General features: G+C 51.9%; 27 protein-coding genes and 4 pseudogenes. 9 read left to right on the forward strand and 22 right to left on the reverse strand.

Annotation, left to right across the window (positions count from 1 at the left end):
- The coding region (locus tag ACVCAM_RS20670) for a hypothetical protein (protein WP_447093656.1) at positions 1-216 on the forward strand (216 nt) is incomplete at its 5' end.
- Positions 217-226: 10 nt separating this feature from the next.
- On the opposite strand, the gene ACVCAM_RS20675 is transcribed toward ACVCAM_RS20670, so the two are convergent.
- The 21 genes and pseudogenes from ACVCAM_RS20675 to ACVCAM_RS20775 all read right to left on the reverse strand — a co-directional run bounded on the left by ACVCAM_RS20675 (position 227) and on the right by ACVCAM_RS20775 (position 10,417).
- On the reverse strand, positions 227-463 hold the full coding sequence (locus ACVCAM_RS20675) for a hypothetical protein (RefSeq protein ID WP_016154458.1): 237 nt from the start codon (positions 461-463) through the stop codon (positions 227-229).
- Positions 464-474: 11 nt separating this feature from the next.
- Positions 475-1,320 (reverse strand): annotated as a pseudogene (locus ACVCAM_RS20680) (DUF4942 domain-containing protein).
- Positions 1,321-1,400: 80 nt separating this feature from the next.
- Positions 1,401-1,604: a DUF957 domain-containing protein gene (locus ACVCAM_RS20685; RefSeq protein ID WP_009652505.1), complete on the reverse strand. Its 204-nt coding sequence runs from the start codon at positions 1,602-1,604 to the stop codon at positions 1,401-1,403.
- A 29-nt stretch (positions 1,605-1,633) separates the two neighbouring features.
- On the reverse strand, positions 1,634-2,125 hold the full coding sequence (locus ACVCAM_RS20690; protein WP_009652438.1) for a DUF5983 family protein: 492 nt from the start codon (positions 2,123-2,125) through the stop codon (positions 1,634-1,636).
- Positions 2,122-2,499 (reverse strand): TA system toxin CbtA family protein, encoded by a 378-nt coding sequence (locus ACVCAM_RS20695; RefSeq protein WP_016154457.1) that lies wholly within the window; start codon positions 2,497-2,499, stop codon positions 2,122-2,124. Before ACVCAM_RS20695 ends, ACVCAM_RS20690 begins: the two co-directional genes overlap by 4 nt.
- A gap of 49 nt (positions 2,500-2,548) precedes the next feature.
- On the reverse strand, positions 2,549-2,908 hold the full coding sequence (locus tag ACVCAM_RS20700) for a type IV toxin-antitoxin system YeeU family antitoxin (protein WP_009652436.1): 360 nt from the start codon (positions 2,906-2,908) through the stop codon (positions 2,549-2,551).
- 23 nt (positions 2,909-2,931) lie between these two features.
- The gene (locus ACVCAM_RS20705; RefSeq protein WP_009652392.1) at positions 2,932-3,153 is read right to left on the reverse strand and encodes a DUF987 domain-containing protein; all 222 of its coding nucleotides are present in this window, start codon (positions 3,151-3,153) and stop codon (positions 2,932-2,934) included.
- A gap of 13 nt (positions 3,154-3,166) precedes the next feature.
- Complete coding sequence (gene radC / locus ACVCAM_RS20710; protein WP_016154455.1) at positions 3,167-3,649, reverse strand: RadC family protein; 483 nt, start codon at positions 3,647-3,649, stop codon at positions 3,167-3,169.
- Positions 3,650-3,660: 11 nt separating this feature from the next.
- Positions 3,661-3,879, reverse strand: a complete 219-nt coding sequence (locus ACVCAM_RS20715; RefSeq protein WP_009652503.1) for a hypothetical protein — start codon at positions 3,877-3,879, stop codon at positions 3,661-3,663.
- A gap of 10 nt (positions 3,880-3,889) precedes the next feature.
- On the reverse strand, positions 3,890-4,363 hold the full coding sequence (locus ACVCAM_RS20720; protein ID WP_009652453.1) for an antirestriction protein: 474 nt from the start codon (positions 4,361-4,363) through the stop codon (positions 3,890-3,892).
- A gap of 16 nt (positions 4,364-4,379) precedes the next feature.
- Entirely contained in the window at positions 4,380-4,634 is a 255-nt protein-coding gene (locus ACVCAM_RS20725; RefSeq protein ID WP_009652519.1) for a hypothetical protein, read from the reverse strand.
- Positions 4,634-5,452, reverse strand: a complete 819-nt coding sequence (locus ACVCAM_RS20730; RefSeq protein WP_447093657.1) for a DUF932 domain-containing protein — start codon at positions 5,450-5,452, stop codon at positions 4,634-4,636. Before ACVCAM_RS20730 ends, ACVCAM_RS20725 begins: the two co-directional genes overlap by 1 nt.
- Positions 5,453-5,555: 103 nt before the next feature.
- Complete coding sequence (locus ACVCAM_RS20735; RefSeq protein ID WP_009652474.1) at positions 5,556-5,789, reverse strand: DUF905 domain-containing protein; 234 nt, start codon at positions 5,787-5,789, stop codon at positions 5,556-5,558.
- A gap of 55 nt (positions 5,790-5,844) precedes the next feature.
- Positions 5,845-6,066: a hypothetical protein gene (locus ACVCAM_RS20740; RefSeq protein WP_032950095.1), complete on the reverse strand. Its 222-nt coding sequence runs from the start codon at positions 6,064-6,066 to the stop codon at positions 5,845-5,847.
- Positions 6,067-6,147: 81 nt separating this feature from the next.
- Positions 6,148-6,660: a DUF4234 domain-containing protein gene (locus ACVCAM_RS20745; protein WP_032950094.1), complete on the reverse strand. Its 513-nt coding sequence runs from the start codon at positions 6,658-6,660 to the stop codon at positions 6,148-6,150.
- Between the two features lie 48 nt (positions 6,661-6,708).
- Positions 6,709-7,179 carry a hypothetical protein gene (locus ACVCAM_RS20750; RefSeq protein ID WP_009652431.1) on the reverse strand — a complete coding sequence of 157 codons (471 nt, stop codon included), beginning with the start codon at positions 7,177-7,179 and terminating at the stop codon, positions 6,709-6,711.
- Positions 7,180-7,225: 46 nt separating this feature from the next.
- The gene (locus tag ACVCAM_RS20755; RefSeq protein WP_009652410.1) at positions 7,226-7,537 is read right to left on the reverse strand and encodes a hypothetical protein; all 312 of its coding nucleotides are present in this window, start codon (positions 7,535-7,537) and stop codon (positions 7,226-7,228) included.
- A 12-nt stretch (positions 7,538-7,549) separates the two neighbouring features.
- Positions 7,550-7,816, reverse strand: coding sequence for a hypothetical protein (locus tag ACVCAM_RS20760; RefSeq protein ID WP_032950091.1), 267 nt, complete (start codon positions 7,814-7,816; stop codon positions 7,550-7,552).
- Positions 7,813-8,541 carry a helix-turn-helix transcriptional regulator gene (locus ACVCAM_RS20765; protein WP_009652433.1) on the reverse strand — a complete coding sequence of 243 codons (729 nt, stop codon included), beginning with the start codon at positions 8,539-8,541 and terminating at the stop codon, positions 7,813-7,815. Before ACVCAM_RS20765 ends, ACVCAM_RS20760 begins: the two co-directional genes overlap by 4 nt.
- Before the next feature lie 261 nt (positions 8,542-8,802).
- Complete coding sequence (locus ACVCAM_RS20770) at positions 8,803-9,099, reverse strand: membrane protein (RefSeq protein WP_009652512.1); 297 nt, start codon at positions 9,097-9,099, stop codon at positions 8,803-8,805.
- A 349-nt stretch (positions 9,100-9,448) separates the two neighbouring features.
- On the reverse strand, positions 9,449-10,417 hold the full coding sequence (locus ACVCAM_RS20775) for a hypothetical protein (RefSeq protein ID WP_032950089.1): 969 nt from the start codon (positions 10,415-10,417) through the stop codon (positions 9,449-9,451).
- Positions 10,418-12,563: 2,146 nt separating this feature from the next.
- Between ACVCAM_RS20775 and ACVCAM_RS20780 the strand changes: the two genes are divergently transcribed.
- The 7 genes and pseudogenes from ACVCAM_RS20780 to tssB all read left to right on the forward strand — a co-directional run.
- The gene (locus tag ACVCAM_RS20780; protein ID WP_016154452.1) at positions 12,564-13,133 is read left to right on the forward strand and encodes an inovirus Gp2 family protein; all 570 of its coding nucleotides are present in this window, start codon (positions 12,564-12,566) and stop codon (positions 13,131-13,133) included.
- A 152-nt stretch (positions 13,134-13,285) separates the two neighbouring features.
- Positions 13,286-13,525 (forward strand): helix-turn-helix transcriptional regulator, encoded by a 240-nt coding sequence (locus ACVCAM_RS20785; RefSeq protein ID WP_009652493.1) that lies wholly within the window; start codon positions 13,286-13,288, stop codon positions 13,523-13,525.
- A gap of 289 nt (positions 13,526-13,814) precedes the next feature.
- Positions 13,815-14,234: a putative zinc ribbon protein gene (locus ACVCAM_RS20790; RefSeq protein ID WP_016154451.1), complete on the forward strand. Its 420-nt coding sequence runs from the start codon at positions 13,815-13,817 to the stop codon at positions 14,232-14,234.
- Positions 14,222-14,638 carry a putative zinc ribbon protein gene (locus ACVCAM_RS20795; RefSeq protein WP_009652429.1) on the forward strand — a complete coding sequence of 139 codons (417 nt, stop codon included), beginning with the start codon at positions 14,222-14,224 and terminating at the stop codon, positions 14,636-14,638. Before ACVCAM_RS20790 ends, ACVCAM_RS20795 begins: the two co-directional genes overlap by 13 nt.
- Before the next feature lie 75 nt (positions 14,639-14,713).
- Positions 14,714-15,280, forward strand: a complete 567-nt coding sequence (locus tag ACVCAM_RS20800) for a YagK/YfjJ domain-containing protein (protein ID WP_009652434.1) — start codon at positions 14,714-14,716, stop codon at positions 15,278-15,280.
- Positions 15,281-15,356: 76 nt separating this feature from the next.
- The gene (locus ACVCAM_RS20805; protein WP_023336638.1) at positions 15,357-15,962 is read left to right on the forward strand and encodes a DUF2913 family protein; all 606 of its coding nucleotides are present in this window, start codon (positions 15,357-15,359) and stop codon (positions 15,960-15,962) included.
- Positions 15,963-16,696: 734 nt separating this feature from the next.
- Positions 16,697-17,001, forward strand: a pseudogene (gene tssB / locus ACVCAM_RS20810) (type VI secretion system contractile sheath small subunit); the annotation flags it as partial.
- Here the strand turns inward: tssB and ACVCAM_RS20815 are convergent.
- Positions 16,999-17,385 (reverse strand): annotated as a pseudogene (locus ACVCAM_RS20815) (transposase); the annotation flags it as partial. The pseudogenes tssB and ACVCAM_RS20815 sit on opposite strands and share 3 nt — an antisense overlap.
- A 272-nt stretch (positions 17,386-17,657) precedes the next feature.
- Here ACVCAM_RS20815 and ACVCAM_RS20820 point away from each other — a divergent pair.
- A pseudogene (locus ACVCAM_RS20820) lies at positions 17,658-17,783 on the forward strand (hypothetical protein); the annotation flags it as partial.
- Between the last annotated feature and the right edge of the window lie 405 nt (positions 17,784-18,188).

An 18,188-nucleotide genomic window follows, 5' to 3' on the forward strand; every position in this document is an offset into this window, starting at 1 on the left:
TTAGAAGAACCCCGTACCGAAAGGTGCGGGGTTTTTTGCTTTGTGCGTCAGAAATCATGCCGGATGGCGGCTTCGCCTTATCCGGCCTACAAAACCTGTAGGCCCGGTAAGCGCAGCGCCACCGGGCATGGCAGACCGCACGATCCCACGGTAAAAAGAAGCAAGAATACTAAAGAAGGGATTTATAAACGCAGAAAAGCAAAAACCCAGCCATAGGCTGGGTTCTTTAAATAGTGGTGCCCGGACTCGGAATGGATTTTGTTTTGTAATTGCATTGATTAGAATGGTTTTTATCTTGTTCCATAAACGTTGAGGCCCCCATTAAGGCCCCCTTCTGCAAAGGGTCAAAATTTGATGGTTGAACAGGAACTTTTACATCCATCTGAATACTATTTGATGGCAAGGTATAGTGATCTACTACGGAATCGCAGTGAGCACCATCCATGTTTGAAAATGATACCATAATTTGGTTCCTTACTGTTTAGTGGGCAACGCCCCTGGATAGTGTTTCGCGATAATGTCGTTCAGCTTATCGACCAGCTCCGATCGCCTGAACGTGATATGGACAGTTCCCTTCTGAAAATACTTAATCACAGACATCTCATCCTCATAACGGGTGCTATGCCTGTTCTCATGGATATGGTCGCTTAACCGGCGCGTGACGTCGGCGCGATTGTCGGGGATGGCCTTCCCATCCAGCAGCATCAGCATGCGCTCAAGGTCCGTTAACCGGTCACGCTGCCAGCCCCAGTTCAGACCAAATCCCCACCGGTCATATTTGACAAGCCCCGTCACGATGATTTTCCCGCCAAACCTACAGGGGCTGTTTGTCTTAAAATTCCAGCTCAGACCTTTAAACACGTTAATCACACCTCGTTCAAACACCTCACCTTTATTCAGATGCAGTTGTTCGAATGTGTTGAGAATATTCTCTTCACTGATAGCCGGAATATCGTCTTTCTCCAGGCTGTTGTACCACTCGTCGCGGACCTGTGCGTCCATGAGCGCCAGCATTCCCGAGCGTTGCATCAGATCCCGCCATATACCACGATCGATATTGCGAGTAATGGCTTTCATGGCCGTATCAGTATCCTCCATCAGCCAGCAGTCGTAGCTGTATTGCCGCATTCCCTATTCATTCGCTTTACCACCGCCGATGCTGCGGGTCAGCGTCGAGATATCGTCAAGTTGTTGTATCAGCGTTTCAATCTGTGCAATCGCGAAATTACGTCCGGTGATGATGCGCTCAATACTGGTAGAACAAATCACATCGGTATGGCCGGTTAACACTTCAGGTTCGGTGAGGGTAAGATCTGACATTTTAATTTCCTTTATATAAAGCAAAGCGCCAGCCGGTAAGGGCTGGGGCTTATAGGTGTGTGGTGAGTATGGTTCGGTGGCTAACAGGTTCTGGTCTGTTGCAGAAGCTGAAGATGGCGGAGATTACGAACATCGTTTCGCGCCTGCTCAATCCAGGGCAACAGCACTGCTGAATCCGTCTTGTCTTCGTCGTTGTCGAAAATAATGCCGGTGTTGCAACTGATGTTGTCCTGCAGCCAGCCAATCAGAATGTTGAGAGCCACTTCGGTGGTTAATTCCGGCATGTAAAAACCTTGTGGTGATTGAGGTGGGGTTACCAGTCAAAGGTTGTAAAACTTGGTAGCACTTCGCCAAAGGCATCCAGATGAACAATGCCAGCGGCGTAGCGACGCATAAGCGTCACTAATAACCGACGGCAGGCTTTTGACAGACCGAGGCGTTTGAGGCGTAAGACCGGAAACGACCACGCGCCCAGGTGGAGCAGATAACCCGAGCCGGTATAACTAATCCATTCAGACTCGCCAAAGTCTTCATGCTGGTGTGAAAGGGTAAACAGCAGAGCATTGTCTTCCGCCGTGATATGTGCAGTGCTGCACTGAATGCCGTTCAGGCGGGCAACGGGCGGAATTGGATCTTCAACAATCAATTTCCCCGGTTCGTCAGCAACGAGAAGCGAATAACCGTTCTGGTTCACCACATTGATCAGGTCGGTCAGTTCAATACCGTCAATGTCTACGACGATCCGGCCCATGTTGAGGGCCAGTACGTTGATGGCATCGGCTTCCACCGTCAGGGACAGCTTCATGGTTGCACCTCACGGTATTTGCCGGTGGTGATGTCGGTAACGGCCCTGTAGCTATGACGGGTCATCAGCCCGGTGGCTTTGCGGGCGCGGAGAATATCGATACTGGTGAGAAGCGGCGACTGAGTTTCCGCGTTAAAACCGCGACGATCAGTGCGTACCAGGTCGTATTTCTCCACGATGAAATTCACCGCGTCGCACAGTGAGATACCGGCATCGATATGCTCTTGGATCACACCATCTTTGCCAAATGGCGTGTCGTTGAGCGTCAGACCGTAGTGACGGTCCAGCAGGTGACTCAGGAGGCGCTGCCAGATCGCCACGGGTGACGGGCGTGGCGAAACCTCCCGTTTCGGAGGAACAGGTTGTGTTTGCATAATGGAAACCTTTACTGGTGAGTTAAACGAAGGAAAACTGCCGGGAGGTTTATTCTGTTGTTGCAGGTGTCGGGTAAATTGCGAGATAGACGTACCCGTGCGAGCCGAGGCTGTCGGCCTCGCATATCAGCCCTTTTGCATACAGCGTGACGCAGTGCTGATGACGGGGATTCAGCTCACCGGAAAGCAGCATCAGCTCCAGTTGCTTCAGCAGTAGCGGGAATGCCTGGTCGAGATGGCGTAAATCCGCGTCGCTGAAGGTGCCGGTGATGCTGGCGCGGTCGTTCAGGTAATGCAGCCGGTTGCCCTCCTGCACCAGACGTGCGCCAAAACAGGGGGTGATATCGCGTTTAAGCCCCCACCAAGGGGCGGCGATATCGTGGTTTACAGGCGGTATTGTATTCGACAATTTTAGCCTTCCTTAAACGTGAATTAATTCAGCGTAACGCTGCGTAATACGACGTACGGGCCGTTGCGGTCCTGACGGTGTTCTGCGAAGACGGCGAGCACGCCGCTGATATCCTGCACTTCCCGACCTGCGTAGTGGCAGATGCTGCCGGACCATGTGTATTTGCCGGCACAGAAGCGAAACAACCGGGACTGCGGATGCTGGCGGTATATCGCCATCGCCTGGCGTTTGCTGATGATTTTCATCGTTATTCTCTCCTTAAAGCCACCCTCTCTCAGCAAACGAGACGATCTCCATGCCGCCCACCACCAGGTGATCAAGCAGTCGGATATCAACCAGCTCCAGCGCCTGCTGAATACGCGTAGTGACCTGACGATCTGCATTGCTGGGTTCGGCAAGGCCTGACGGGTGGCAATGCGCCACAATGACAGCGGCACAGTTATGCTTCAGACCGGCCTTAACCACCTCGCGGGGATGGACCTGCGTATGATTGATGGTGCCGGTGAAGAGCGTTTCGTGGGCTATCAGACGATGCTGGTTATCGAGGAAGAGTACAGTGAATACTTCACGCTCCAGTGAGGCGAGTTGCAGACGCAGCCAGTCACGAACGGCGGTGGTGGAGGTAAAGGAGGCGCCGGGCTCGCGTAACTGGCGTTCCAGCAGGGTCAGCGCACGTCGGATAGTGCGCTGTGCGGCGGGAGATATTCCCCCGCTGTCGGGGGGGCAAGGGGTTATATTCATTGGCTTTTCCTTTATGTTGACCCGTCCGGGATTGATGTGTTGTACAGTTTCACGGCAACGACGAACTCGTCGTGCTGGGATTCAAACCATGACCAGATAGGGAAGAGAGAGGTGCCCGTCAGAAAATGCAGGAAGAGTTCGTCGGTCACAACGTCTCCGTCCTCATCCCTGACCGTTATTTTCCCCAGCGCATCCCACAGGGTATTCAGGTGAGACAGTTCATACGACATGGCGGGATGCTCAGTCGATGATGTGCATGATGGCGCTGCATTCCGGGTGACTGAGCGCGTAATCCCGCAGGCGGTAGTAGTGCTCCGTCATGGCATCGCATTCGGTGCGCATGGCATGGTGGCTGTAAGTCATCAGACAGACGGCAATCCCCGCAGCGTCGGCACTGAGTTCACCGCCGTTGCCGTTCATAGTGTTGAACAGCGACCACGGTTCATTGTTCTCCGCTTCCGGGGCCATAAACGCACCACCGTTGCTGAGCGTATAAAAATTCCAGATACCGCCGTTGTAGTCGGCGCAGAAACGGTCCATCCACGCGAAGACCGTCGGCTCAAGGATTATCCACTGCGGTATGCTGCCGAAGTACTGCGGCCAAAAGCCGATGCGCTGCTCGTCCTGTACGAGGGTGGCAGTCAGCGCTGGCGCAGAACCGGCAGGTTGTGGCGGTAACGGAAGGGTATCGTGAAGGTTAATAATGTCGGTCATGTTAGTTTTTCCTTGTTTATTTATCGGGTTGGGGATGCTGGTTCAGCAGGAGTGACGGGCAGGACTGCGCATAGCCATCTTCATCGCACCGTGAGGGCCAGATGCTGTCAGACACAGACAGTCGGCACAGGCTGAGCTCGCCGGGACGGTAGCAAAGATGTCTGCACCAGGCGCAGAGGTCATCGTCGGAGATGGAACGGCAGCCGGACTGGTTTTGCAGGGAAACGGGCCAGACAGCCGTCAGACGGGTATTTGCAGGAATGTGCTGCATCAGCTCAGTGCCTGCTGCAGTTCTTCGGCCATCACCCAGAGCGCGCGGTTGAGTTTGATATCCCCGTCGATACCGTTAACCGCACGAGTGTGGGTACGTTTACCCTGCGCGGTGCGTCCGCTCAGCCCGCCTTTCAGCAACGATTCCTGAATGCGGTTATAAACGGTCCACAGGTCGTCCTGATGGTCCTCATACCGTCGCGGTGTCAGTATCTGCGCTGCGGTCACCGGCTGATATTCTTCACCAAAGCGGTATGTCAGTGCGGCGTTCGCCAGGGCATGTTGCGCGGGTGCTGGTAGTCGAAGTGACTGCATGGCCTCGCGCTTTTCTTCCACCCGATCAAAGACACCGAGCACTTCATAAGCCCCCTCAATCACTTTCCCGGCCACATCGCCACGATGCGGTACACGAATTTCACCGAACGACTGTCCGCAGACGAACCCGTTGGTGCAGATGGCTCTGAACAGCCCCGGCAGCATCTGGTATGAGCTGCTACCATCGTGCGAGTTAAGCAAAATGATTTCGGGAACCTGCTGGCCGGTTATCTGACCGGTACGACGCAGGCGCAGCAGATGTTTGGTGTGCTCCCGGCGGTCAGGGTCGCGTACGCGTGACTGGCAGGCGAAGAAGGGTTCAAAGCCTTCGCGTTGAAGATTTTCGAGCAGAGTAATGGTGGGTATGTAAGCGTATTTTTCGCTCCTGGAACCGTGGCGATCTGCACTGAATACGCTGGGAACGACCTGCATCAGTTCTTCGCGGGTTAACGGACGATCGCGACGGATCTGGTTTGTCCGTCCAAAGCGGCTGGCTAGTCTCATGGTAAATTCCTTATTGTTGATTTAACGGCATAAACAAAAAAGCCATGCTCCTGTGGGAGCATGGCTTTTTTGTGTGGTCGCTATTGGGTTAAGCTGTGGTGTGTCAGTGTTTGGGGATCCCGTGGCTGAGCAGATAGCGGTTAAGCCATTCCCCGGCACTGGCTTCAAAATTCCAGGCCCGCCAGATTAACGTCCCCTCGCTGTCGCGAATAACCAGCCGAAAGTGCGTACCCTGGTCATCTTCTATAGTGACGTTGTGGTAAAGCGTGACCACGGCTTCAGCCTGTCGGCGGGTGAATTGCCCTGGCGGTAACGACGTATCGTCAGTGACTTGCATATTCAGTTCCTGATGAATGGCATAAAACAAAATGCCCCGCTCAGTGAGCAGGGCATCAGTGGGTTAAGTGTGTGGCAATAAGCTGCAGTATCTGTTCCATGAGCGCTGTGATTAAGGCACCTGCGAGCAGGGTTGCCGCCTGTCTGGCGATGTAAATACTGTCTTCGTCATAGCCTTCTTCGCGGAAGTGGTCTTCCACAAACTGCTGCGCCCGGCTGCTGGCGCACCACGTCAGCACCTGACGCAGGGTGTTGAGCACGATTTTCAGGAATGTCATTGGGTCAAATCTCAGAGGGGGGATCCGGATGAATCTGGGGCACAAGGAATGCCCCGGCCGGATAATAAGAGGAGAGCTGCGTTACTGCGGTGACGGAGACTCCGGCGGCACAGGGGCCTGACCATGAATAATGCGGTGCTTCGCCAGTGCCTGCGGCATATCGTTGATGCAGTATGTAATGTAGAAGACGTTGAGCACCACGGTATAAAACGCATTCATCTTCAGGTCAAACCGGAAGGTGTTCAGCGCATAGTGTCGCAGTGCTGCTCTGGCCTTAAAGGCCCAGACGATGTACATCACGCCGCAGGTGAGCGACAGAATGCCGCTTAAGGCCAACAGTGTATCGCTGCCCGTGTCGTAGCCCGCCAGGTCCGGTGAGGCCATCACGCCGAACTGTCGTCCGAGCCCAAAACAGACGGCGAGCCAGATGATAAACAGATTGCCGCAAACCGGATATCCGGTGGTGTCGCTGATAATCTGCTGTTTTCGGTACAGCCACAGTAACGGCCAGATGCCGCAGGTGGCGACGGTGAGTAGAACAAAATGCAGGGTTGGCGTCGTCAGTCGCTGGCTGAGTGTCGAAATGTCGGTCATATCGTATTGTCCTTGATTGATTTTGCTGTAAACCGGGGATGCGCCGGGTTACCCGGCGGTCAGTGTCGTGCATTCGGGCATATCAGCCAGAACCTTGTGAACGTTTCCAGCCGAAGGGGTAAAGTGCCCCACCTGTTTGTCGTTGACGTAAATCTCAAACGACGTTGCTTTTCTGATGGCATCAATGAACGACAGCCAGGCGTTGTCGCCGTTACGCCAGCCCAGAGAGGACGGCAGGGGGAACGTCTGGTCATCCGTGACGACGGTGATGGCGGTTTTCTCATCCTGTGAATCGGCACCGCTGCCGTCAGGCAGGGTGAGCATGACGTGATGCTGCAGGATATTCTGGTCGTCAGGGTTGCCGGTGCAGTTCAGGTTCATCATCACGTTTTCCGGGCTGGTGATGATGTACTCGGTGACGCCCATACCGAAGCCACTGCTCCACATATTGGGGACCGCCTGTGCCGTGATGGCAAAGGTCAGTAATCCTGCTGACAGGATGGCGTGCATGAATCGCATGGTATTTTTCCTTCTCAGTCAAAAATGTTGTTGGGGGGCAGCCGTGTTACATGAGTTGTTTACCCACGACGATAAGTCCGGCCAGCCAGCCGATATACTGTGGGCCCACAAGCCAGAACAGACGGGCCTTGAGTAATCCGGTCATTCCTTCGCGGGTGTATACCGCATCCGGCATCAGCCATTGTCGAAGAGCAGCACCGACCGTCATACCGGCTCCGGGCCCAAGCGTCATCCAGAACAGATATTCCATTCCCTGACCAAAACTGCGTATCTCGCCGGTACTCCCGAACACGTTAAACAGCACGACCACAAGCGCGATGGCGAAGGCAATCGCGAAATATTTAATGACAAGCGCCATGTTCAGATTTCCTTATTTTCTGCACTGCTGAGCAGCGCTCAGCATGTTGTCCATGAAGCGCGGGGGGACATAACCGTATTGCTGGTTCATTTTCTCCAGCTCCCCGTGCGTATATTTCGTTTTGAGGTCATCCCGGATACATCCGCAGACGGCGGTAGTACCGCCGCCTGATTTGCATCCCCGGATAAACTCGCGTTCATTTTTGTCGCCACAGCCGCTCAGGGTTACGGCAGACAACATCAGGGTGAAGAGCAGCAGAGGGCCTGCGACAGGTTTCACGATTTGACTCCTTTGGGTCTGGATGGATGTTCAGGGTGTTGTTCCCTGAAGGTGTGAATGACATCACTGATAAAGCGAAAGTGGGGCAGTGCGCTGATAAATCCCTCTTCAGTAATGAGCGAACTGATTTCGCTCCGGCGACGGAAGGTTTGCTCTGAGAGTGAGGCCGAGATAATGTCTTCCAGCCGGAACACCCGAAGGCTCCCCCGGCAACAGACGACCAGATACCAGTGCTGATGCCGGTAAATCAGGCGGTAAGGCTCCTGCTCATCGTGACGGACACCGCCGACCAGCAGACTGACCACCCGGTGATGACAAATGGCTTCGGCCAGACGATGAAAACTGTCAGCCTGTGTCCATGCTGGCGGTAAGTCGTGCCAGATAAAGCAGGGTGAGGTGCCCGTTTCATTCATCAGCAGGTGCATCAGTTGCCGGTTCTGCGACGGGATAATGCGTGCGATACCGGTACTGCGGGCAAAGGAAACGGCCCCCGGAGAGTGATCACGCGTGGCGCTCTCACTGAGCCGATACGTGCCGTTCTCCCCGATAATGTCGAGGTGGACCAGCCGTTGATGTAAGTCACGACGCAGGGTGCGTATCGATACACCAAACTCACCGGACAGTGTCTGAAGGGTCAGCGTTTCTCCGGCCATTAACCGGCTGATAATGACCGACAATCTGACGGCCAGCCGGTCGTAGCGGGCCTCTTCATCGGGTCGTTGCATGGACGCTCCGTGTGCGATAAATAGGTTGATATTTCATGCGGTTATTATGCGGGCGGGGAGGGACACGTTATGTCCATCCCCCGTAATGGCGGAAAAGAAAAAGTAAAATTCATCTTTCAGTAAACAGGAGAATTAACAAAGGGTTAGTGCCAGGTAGCTGAAATGACGACAGCATGCTGACACGCCCTGTCATCAGTCGTGCCGTAGCGAGTACGGTCAGCGGCTCAGGCTTTGTGCAGGATGGGCTGACCCTTATTAACGTTACGGTGCACTGAAGATATGCTCGCACTGCGTGCAGCCGTATTCATCAAAGACGGTACCGTCCAGTTGTTCTCCGGCCAGAGAGCCTGCCACCGCACCAGCACAGGCGCCGGACAGAAAACCAATGAGGCCTCCGGCTATCGTACCGACAACCGGAATGACTGAACCTATCAGCGCACCGGTGGAGGCTCCTTCAAGCCCGGCAATGCCTCCGGCTGTTGCGCCAATGACCCCACCCGTCTTTTTACCCACATGGCGCAGTCGTATGTTTTGCGAACCGCAATTCGGACAATGCATTTCTTTCTCCCTTATTACTGGCAATAAATAGCCGCCTTCATGAGCTGGCGGACCGTGTATCAGAGAGACCTGGGTACCGGAACAGAAAGCATAGCTGTGACTTAGCGCGAGAAGCATACGCACGGGTATTTTGTGGGACAGTTGACCCGGGAGAAGGAATAACGACGGTAACAGGGTATCGGGACCCCGTTTGTTCTTACTGGACACATTAACCTCCGTGAGTGAAATAACAAAACGGCAGCACTTCTGCTGCCGTTCTCACACCGGTAATATAGGTCTGAAATTATTTTGAATGTCATTTCTGGTCTGTATTACTGCCTCCGCTCACCTTGTTTTTAGCGCAAAGCCCTCACTCACCACCACAGGTTTTTCGGTAATGGTCATTAATCAGCATTTCCAGCATATCACTGATGCGAACTCCGCTACGTTCTGCCATAAAGTCCAGTCGAGTTTTTGTTTCGTTCTTCAGGTACGTATTGAGTGCTTTTTTATCGGTACGGGACTGACGTAATTTTTGCTGGTTCCAGGCTTTATTCAGGTTCAGAAGGAATAAACGCTTTGTATCCGGTGCATCGTCCCATAAGTCGATCGCCGTGCGCAGGGCTAAATTGCGTTCAGAATGACTCAGGGGGGTAAACCAGGTACTCATTCCTGGCGTTGAAATATTTAATGAGAGCCCGATAGTGGGCGCATTTCTTTCTTCCTGAAGCGATTTGAGGCTGTTCCATGCCCACAGTACCGCGTCTTCTTCATTAGGTAACCATTTCAGCGGAGCTGGTTTGCTGTAAATATTTTTCCACTGGTCTTTCAGCCTGTCCATGACCTGGCGCTTGAGATGATTTACCGGTGGGGTCGGAATAATAATGTTGTCGAAAAAAGAGATGATAATATTAATTCTTTCCTGGTGGCTTGTCGGAGATACACTCAGATTCATTCGCTGATACCAGTTCTTTCCGAACTCTGCATTTGCTGGTTTGTCAATACCAAGTTCGTAGTCTCCGGCCTTGCAAATATACGCCCATAACCAGAATGTTGCCCGTTCATCCTGTTCTAGCCAGTCAAAACTTTCCAGCGGAAGGATGTTTTCATCACGGGCTGTTTCCATATCAGAAAAAAGTCTTGCCCGCTGTTCTGCATTCGGTATGAACTGATTAATCAGTTTGTTGAGTGCCTGTCGACAACTTTCTGCATCCTGGTGAGGAATGTCACGGGTGTTAATTATTTTATTAATACCCAGCCACCCGGCATAAAAAGCACAGACTCTCAGGTCACGGGTTTTTATAAGATGTTGTCTGCCATTGTCGTAATGTACAACCATTGTGGATACCTGTAATCGTAAACTACATAGTAGTGGTTATGGTGGTGATTGTTGTAGCTACACAGTATCACGATGATGGTTTTATCGTCACTTAAAAACACATCTGGTAGTCATCGTGAGGTTTTATTGTTGATTTATACTGGTTTTGACAAGGTTTTACCATGGTTTTAAAGTTGTCATTTTCTTTGTTTATCTCTCAGATGCTTCTCTGTTTACTGGATGAGTATCGTCTCAATAGGTTATCTTGTTCTCCTGCATGCTTTCGTTTTCATCCCCATCATGGTGCCTGGTTCGCTTCAGGGGGCATTTCTGGTATCAGGTCGGGCTGCCATGAGGTATTTCCATTTTGTTGCTCATAATCAGGATTGAGGGCTTCTGCGGGCAGTGATGATACGGGGTTAATTTGATTGAGGTTATTTGATATGACGTGGTGTCTATTTTCATGTTATTGAAAAAAGATAATTCCAGAGTAACTGATGCAGGCGTTTGTTGTAGGTAAGTGCTGTATGGCGTGGTTATCTTCATAGCTATTGTTATGCCTGGCGTGTTGGATTGGTATTAATATATTAAAGAAGGGGTCTTATCATTTGTAACAGTAATCGATGATGTGTTATCAGTAAGTGGGTTATGCCTGGGAGGTATTATTATCTGAAGGTATTCACTAAGGGGATAGTACTATTGGATGGTATCCATTGAGCAATCATTGCCATCAGGTAAGAAATACACCATTCAATGTAGTCACAACCTGAATGTTTAGCACTCATTAAAAATCTATCATTAAGAAAACAGAATTGAATTGAGTCGATATTACCATTGACTAGTCCTCGTCAGGATAAAAGTGAAGATGATTAACATCAGTAATCTAATAATCATAACGACAGGGTGGTTACTGGTTAACAGTAACGTTTTGGGTGAATGGTCATGCCTGAAAATCAGCAGGTGAGTATCAATGGTTTATTACTGGTCTGCGTATTAGTGATGAGCGTTAAATGCTCAGTCAGTGAACTAACCTGTAGTAAGCCTGTCGGTATTGCTCTGTCTGCCTGATATTGACGCTTACAATACCTGTCAGTTACAGATACTACGGTGACCCGTTATCCCTGAAAGTTTTTTGATATGTGTAAACAAGGCCATTGGTAACGACTGTAAACGGGGCATTATCCGTGTTGGTGATAATAGTCATGATTGTATCGTAAACAGAATAACCCGATTGAGGTGACGTGGAATAGGGTGATTATCCTGGTAATCACCGCAAGCTATTTAATAAGTAATTGAGCGCTGTAGTGTCTTATACCGCCATAGCTTCCTGTGAGCCTGCATAAGCGCATTGAATAACACGATAGTGGAAATCTGTGGTTAGTATGAATATGGCGCTCCTGATGCGTTACAGGGCGTTTTAGCAGTAGTCCCGATAACGATTATTTATCGGGCTTATTGAACGGGGTAATAATATCATGACAGCAATGAGGGACTGGTACAGGGGCTCTTGCCCCGGGTATATACATCCCTCTGGGGTAATATTTGCTTTTCAGGGTAACCACAACCTATTTTGGGTCCAGGTCAATACAAGGGCATCGCAATCTTCAGCTGCTTCTGTAAGCCAGAATTGCAGCGACTTAACAGTTTCGATCTTCGCTACTGGCCTGACATTGCCGGGATCATTCGCTCACTGGGGATGGAAGAGGTGGAGGTAACATTCAGGGATGAAGCGACAGAGGCAATTATCAACGCCCGCAGACCTTCACAGACGGATTTCTTCAGAGCGTTATTCGATAACATCAGTAACCAAAAAACCGGGGATTACTACGCCTTGTCACGGAGTTTTAAACTCTCCGATACAGCACTGGCGACTATTTGTAATATCACCCGTGATTTGCCACCCGATGAACTCGTTGACGCCGCTTATGTCAAGCGTACCCGCCATCGTCTAACGGGAAGACTGTTTTTTCGCAGCCTTCGGGTCACCCGGCATTAGAACCGATTTCTGAGAGGCGATTACCCTTTACGCAATCATTCTGCCAGCCACGATATTTTACTGAAGCCAGCCGTCTCTGAGGGATCGACTGGCGGACTCGCTGAAGGCAATAAGTTTTTTTTAACAGCACCGGTAATGGTTATGAACGATAACCCACCGGAGTCCATTTTAATGAGTTACACATACGACCCTTACTGGCAGCAACGCATCGCTGATACCTTCAGTTGCGCTCTTAACGCTTACACCCGCTTACTGGCCCTGCGTGTTGACCTCCGTCTGCCGGATACGCCAGCGGCCACCGATGCTGCTGTTATCTCCCGCTTCACCGATTCCCTGAAAGCCCGGATTGATGCCCTTCAGACGCGTCAACGTCGCGAGGGCAAACGCGTCTGGCCGACCACGCTGCGTTTTATCTGGGCGCGGGAGTTTGGTGAAATCAAAGGGAAGAAGCATTACCACGCGGTGCTGTTGCTGAACCGCGATACGTGGTGCGGACCGGGAGATTACAAAGACCCGGATTCGCTTGCAGGTATGATTAAACAAGCGTGGTGCAGCGCCCTGAAGGTGGATGCACAGGCGCATGCCGTTCTGGCTCGTTTCCCGGCGAGTCCAGTCTCATGGTTGACACGTGGCGATGGTGCTCAACTGCAACAGGCCCTGTCGCAGGCGGCCTATTTAGCCAAGCTGGAGACCAAAATCACCGGTGACGGTGAGCGTAACTTCGGTTGCAGCCGTGGCTGAGCCAGACATATCTCGATTCATCAGGCCTGATTGTGCGGGCCGGGTAATTTTTTACAACGTTCCCCTATCCTCTGAGGCGAACCGGTAACCCCATGATTCAACCACCACCGGACGTCTCCCGATAGCCATATCCTCAGAGGGAGAAAAATACCATGACCACGTTGAATACGAATATTAATGCCAGCCCTGACACACTGCTTTCAGCTCAGGACCCGCTTATCGACATGACCTTTATCACCACGTTTACCGGGATGACCGACAAATGGTTTTACAAACTGATTGGCGACGGGTTGTTTCCGAAACCCATCAAGCTGGGGCGCAGCTCCCGCTGGCGCAGAAGCGAGGTGGAAGCCTGGATGCAGCAGCGTATTGCTGATTCCCGTGGCGTCTGAGCAGGGAGGATATCTGAATGGAAAAACGACGCCGCACTCAGCCACAGGCCATCCCGGTTCGCTGGACGTGTCCCCGTTGCCGGCGACAGTACTGTGGCGCCAGACCCTGTCCCGTTTGTTTCAGACCCACCGACGCACCTGCGCAACCGTAACCTTTCTGTATTCCGGTGCCGACCACCAACCGTACCGACCCGCTAACGCATAACTGAACCGCCATTCACCCTGCCACGCTGCCCGTACCGGGACGGCTGACGCCTGCGTGTCGTCTGGCGGTAAGGAGAGTACCACTATGTATGCAAAATCGTTTATGGCTCTGGACGGCAACGGCCGTCTCACGGGAGCCATAACCGCGCAGACCGCGCCGTATGACCGCTACAGCTGCCATCTGTGTGCCAGTGCCCTGCAGTACCATCCTGAATACGACACCGAACGTCCGTGGTTTGAACATCATGCAGCAAAGCTTTCGGAGAACGGTCGACAGCACTGCCCGTATGTAAAGCCCGGGGTGAGGGAGACCCGCCATATCCGGCAACTGCAGTCTTATGTACCGGAAGCCCGTCCCCTGGTTTTCTACGCAGACTGGCACTGTCACGGCTGCGGCAGTGATTACCACGGTGAGCGCTACTGCCTCACCTGCCGGACGGGCGAGCACAGTGATGTGCGTGCTGATACCAACCGGATAGAGGAAGTGACGGCATGCGCATGCTGAAATGTTATCTGGCCAATGACCGCGAAGGCCACTTCGCGACAGCCGGGGAGGCCGTGAGTGCGCCGGGGCAGATATGGAGCTGCGCGTCCTGCGGCTGTCGACTGGTGCTCCATGCGGGGACATACGGGGAGCCGCCGTGGTTTGAACATGACCAGCAGAGCGTGGCCCGGCATGTGCTGATGGCCTGCGCCCACCTTGACCCGGAAGTGAAAACCGAAGCCCGGCACCGAAAGCTGCGCAGTCTCATCAACGGGCTGGAAGCGACGGTAATGGTGCTCTCCTGGTACTGCGTGTGGTGCGGCGACCATTACCAGGGCGTGAAGCACTGTCCCCGGTGTCTGACTGGTATCTACAGCATCGAAGAAGCGCACTGGCAGAGAAACTACTGCTGCAGTACCAGATAGTTCCCCGTCTTTATGAACCAGATACCGCCGTAGAGGCGGTGTCCTCCCTGATTTAACCTAAAGAGAGTCTGCATTATGAATCATTCTTACATACGGGCGTCTGATGCTGTCAGCGCGGATGCCGTCAGCACGCGTGCATTTCTGCAACAGGCCGTTGACCATTACCCGCGACTGGCGGCATTCAGCTTTACGCTGGCGCTACCGTATCGTGAAGCCATGAGCGAATACCGGTCATTGATTCTGCGTTTTCACTCTGAAGTCTGGCAGCGCACCGGCGAATATTCGCGCCAGCGTCAGCAGGCACGACATCGTTCACTCCCGACGCTGTTACGCTGGATATGGGAGACGGCCAGCGCACCGGAGTGCAAAATGGTGCTGCTGCTCAATCTCGATACGCTGGGTACAGGGCGAAACCTGCAACTGACCGACAGTGCGCCTCCGGGGCTTAACGCCATCATCGCCGACGCATGGCAAAAGGTGACCGGTACCGCCTGCACTGACGGCGTAACGAGTATGACGCAGATCATTATTAACCGCGTCGCTCAGGGAGTCTTCGCAACACCCTTTAACCAGCTTACCGTGCATGTTAAGGCCATGTCAGAGCCAATAGCAACGGCCAGAACGGGGATGATTTGTCCGTGAAAGTAATAGCTTCTCTAATTAATGGGGGAGTTATCCAGGTCTTCCCCGGTGTCTGCAGCGCCGATATAATCCCTGAATGAAAAAAGCTCACGATACCTTACCCCCGGAACAAACCGTCACAGCACTTGCGCATTTCGCCTGGTGCGCCCTTGTCGCCTTACGTACCGCTCAGCAGGATGGTCAGGCATTGTCGCCACTCAGCACGCATGCATTTATACTGCGCTGGTTAACGGTGGCGTATAAGCAAAAACGGTTTCCACGTGCAATCGCATCTGATATTGAGGGATTGCTGACGCTGGGGCGTAACAAAGGCCTTGCCGCCAGCTTATTCAGTCGTCTGGAATATCTGTGGTCTTCGTGCACCGGACCGGTGTCAGCGCAGTCGGATTTGTATCGGCTGACGTACGCAATTGAACAGCTTAAATCGCGGGGCTGGGTCAATGCAGCGGTGAGTGACAGGGACTGGGACAATGAAACGCTTCTGGTCCTGGAATACAGCGATGCGAATGCACTGCTGGTAAGGAAGTCGGCACTGACCTGCGGATTTTCGGATGGAGGGAAACTCGTTGCGCCGGTTGAGTTTCTTGTGAATGGCGACTTGTCAGCCTGTATGGCTGTTTTTGCGGCTCATACACTGTCGGCTGTCATGCTGGAGTCGAATCGGATCGTGTTACAACCTTGAGCAGTAAAACAACCGTTCTCAACCCGCAGCAAAGCTCATCACTGTCCACGTCTGTCTTTCTGTAAACCGAACGGGTGTTGTTCCTGGTCGCGCTAATGCACCGGCGGCTGAGATATTCATATCGCTGGTACAGGTATGAGATATGCGTAAAGTCCGGGCGTTGCAATTCCTTTAATCTGAAAAAAATAAATAAGCCCGGTTTACGTGAATAATAAGAAATGATGGAAACCTGAAACTGTCGCCAGTTTTTCACATGCTCAGTCACGTCCAGCTTCTCAATTTCTGATAAAAGTACAAAATCAGATATTTCACGTGACTGGTGATATTTTGTACAAATATACACCCTAAGCCAAATTGATCATTTTCTGTGCATCCTTATCCCGCGGGGCCTGAAGGGTTATGGTGTAAAATTCTTATAAATCAGAAAGATGATATTTTTTTGTTAAAAGCCAGGAATGTAAATCTTTGTTACATTTTTTCATTTTCGATCTGGCAGGGAACGTTCCCAAACTCCAGCCATTGGGCCTTATCCGAAATTTTTCATTTCAGACAAATACCCAGAAAATACAGTGTCGACATGCTGGTGGATGGAATGCGCCCGCTTTTTTTGGTTCCGGGATTTTTATTTACGTCGGATGACGCGAACCGGAAAGTTGTTCTGGCTGGGTAATTTTTTCTTATTTATTTTTCACTGGCATTGACCGTTTCTATCACTCCATAGAACAGGGACAGCCATGTCTAATTCTTCCTTTCAGTCCGAAATCCCTAAAGCGCGTATTAATTTAAAACTTGATTTGCATACCGGTGGTGCGAGCAAGAAAACGGAGCTCCCCCTGAAATTGCTCGTGGCGGGCGACTTCAGTAATGGTCAGGAGTCTGCCCCTTGTCTGAGCGCAAAAAAGTTGATTTGAATAAAAATAATTGTGATTCTGTCATTTCTGAATATTCCCCAAAAGTCAATCTTACCGTTAAAAACACGCTTGCTGATGATGGCAGTGAAGACAACATCAGTCTGACCTTCCGGAGCATGAAGGACTACCAGCGTCGGTGAGACATCCGCGTCATACAACTCTTTGAACGCAGCCACTATCTCACGGGTGGTCATCCCTTTGGCGTACAGTGACAGGATTTGGTTATCCATCCCGGTGATCCGGGTCTGGTTTTTCTTCACCAGTTGGGGCTCGAAGGAGCCGTCACGATCGCACGGCGTACGCAGTTCCAGCGGGCCATCGCCGGTGGTAACGGTTTTTGTGAAATAGCCGTTGCGGGAGTTGGCACCCGGTTTAGACTGATGTTTACCGTAGCCGAGGTGATGGAGCATTTCGGCGTTGAGGCGGCGCTCAACGCTGATTTTTTTCAGCAGGCGATCGAACTGGTTGAGATCGTCAGGGGTTTTGAGATTTTTGGTCAGTTCGTTAGCCAGAGCCTACAACTGTTTTTCGTCCATAAAGTAACCTGCTTTTGATGTTGAATTGAACATATCAAAATCAGGCAATTACACAAACTTGTGTACAGGCTCCATACAGCTAACCCGGCCCGTCACATCGTAATGTCAACCCGTAATGCATAACATCATGCAGCGTTCCATTAATGAGTCGGGAATCATATTCAACCTTCTTGAATCGCCACGGGTAATCTAGACACTTCCGAGCCGTTGATGGACTGACCCCACCCCGGTAGACGATCCTGCCCTATAGTAACGAGCGCATGGCAGACATGTCCCCGTTCTGGATGCTAAATGTTCTGAACAGCGCCGAACTGGTACTGGGGCAGTATCAGCGCCTGCAGCACAGCCCGCCAAGTACTGTGGTTCCGACCTTAATGGGGGCCGCCAGCTGTCAGTAAAGGTCAGTGTCTGACCCCGGAGACACGCGGACAGCCAAGCACCTACCAATCATCTGCTGGTCCCGCGCTAGCAAATCAGCCAGTTGCGTAAAGAAATGCGGCATGTTGTGCCGCTGGTTCTGAATGGTCAGGTTGGCAGCGCGATGACGAATGACATGCTGCCGCAGGCGGCTATCCCGGGAGAAGGGGGAAGGTCTGGCGTGAGTCTTCAGCGGTGAGCTCAATTGCTGCATGGGTCACTACCTTCGCCATATCTTGAGCATACTACCGGAGTAGTCCAGCAACAAAGTGGCCGAACTACTTCCATGGAACGTGGTTCTTCCCGATAAATAATCGTCAATACGGCGCTCGTTTAACGCTTACACATTAAATATTAATTAA

It is taken from the genome of Enterobacter sp. CFEC122, from assembly GCF_052983755.1.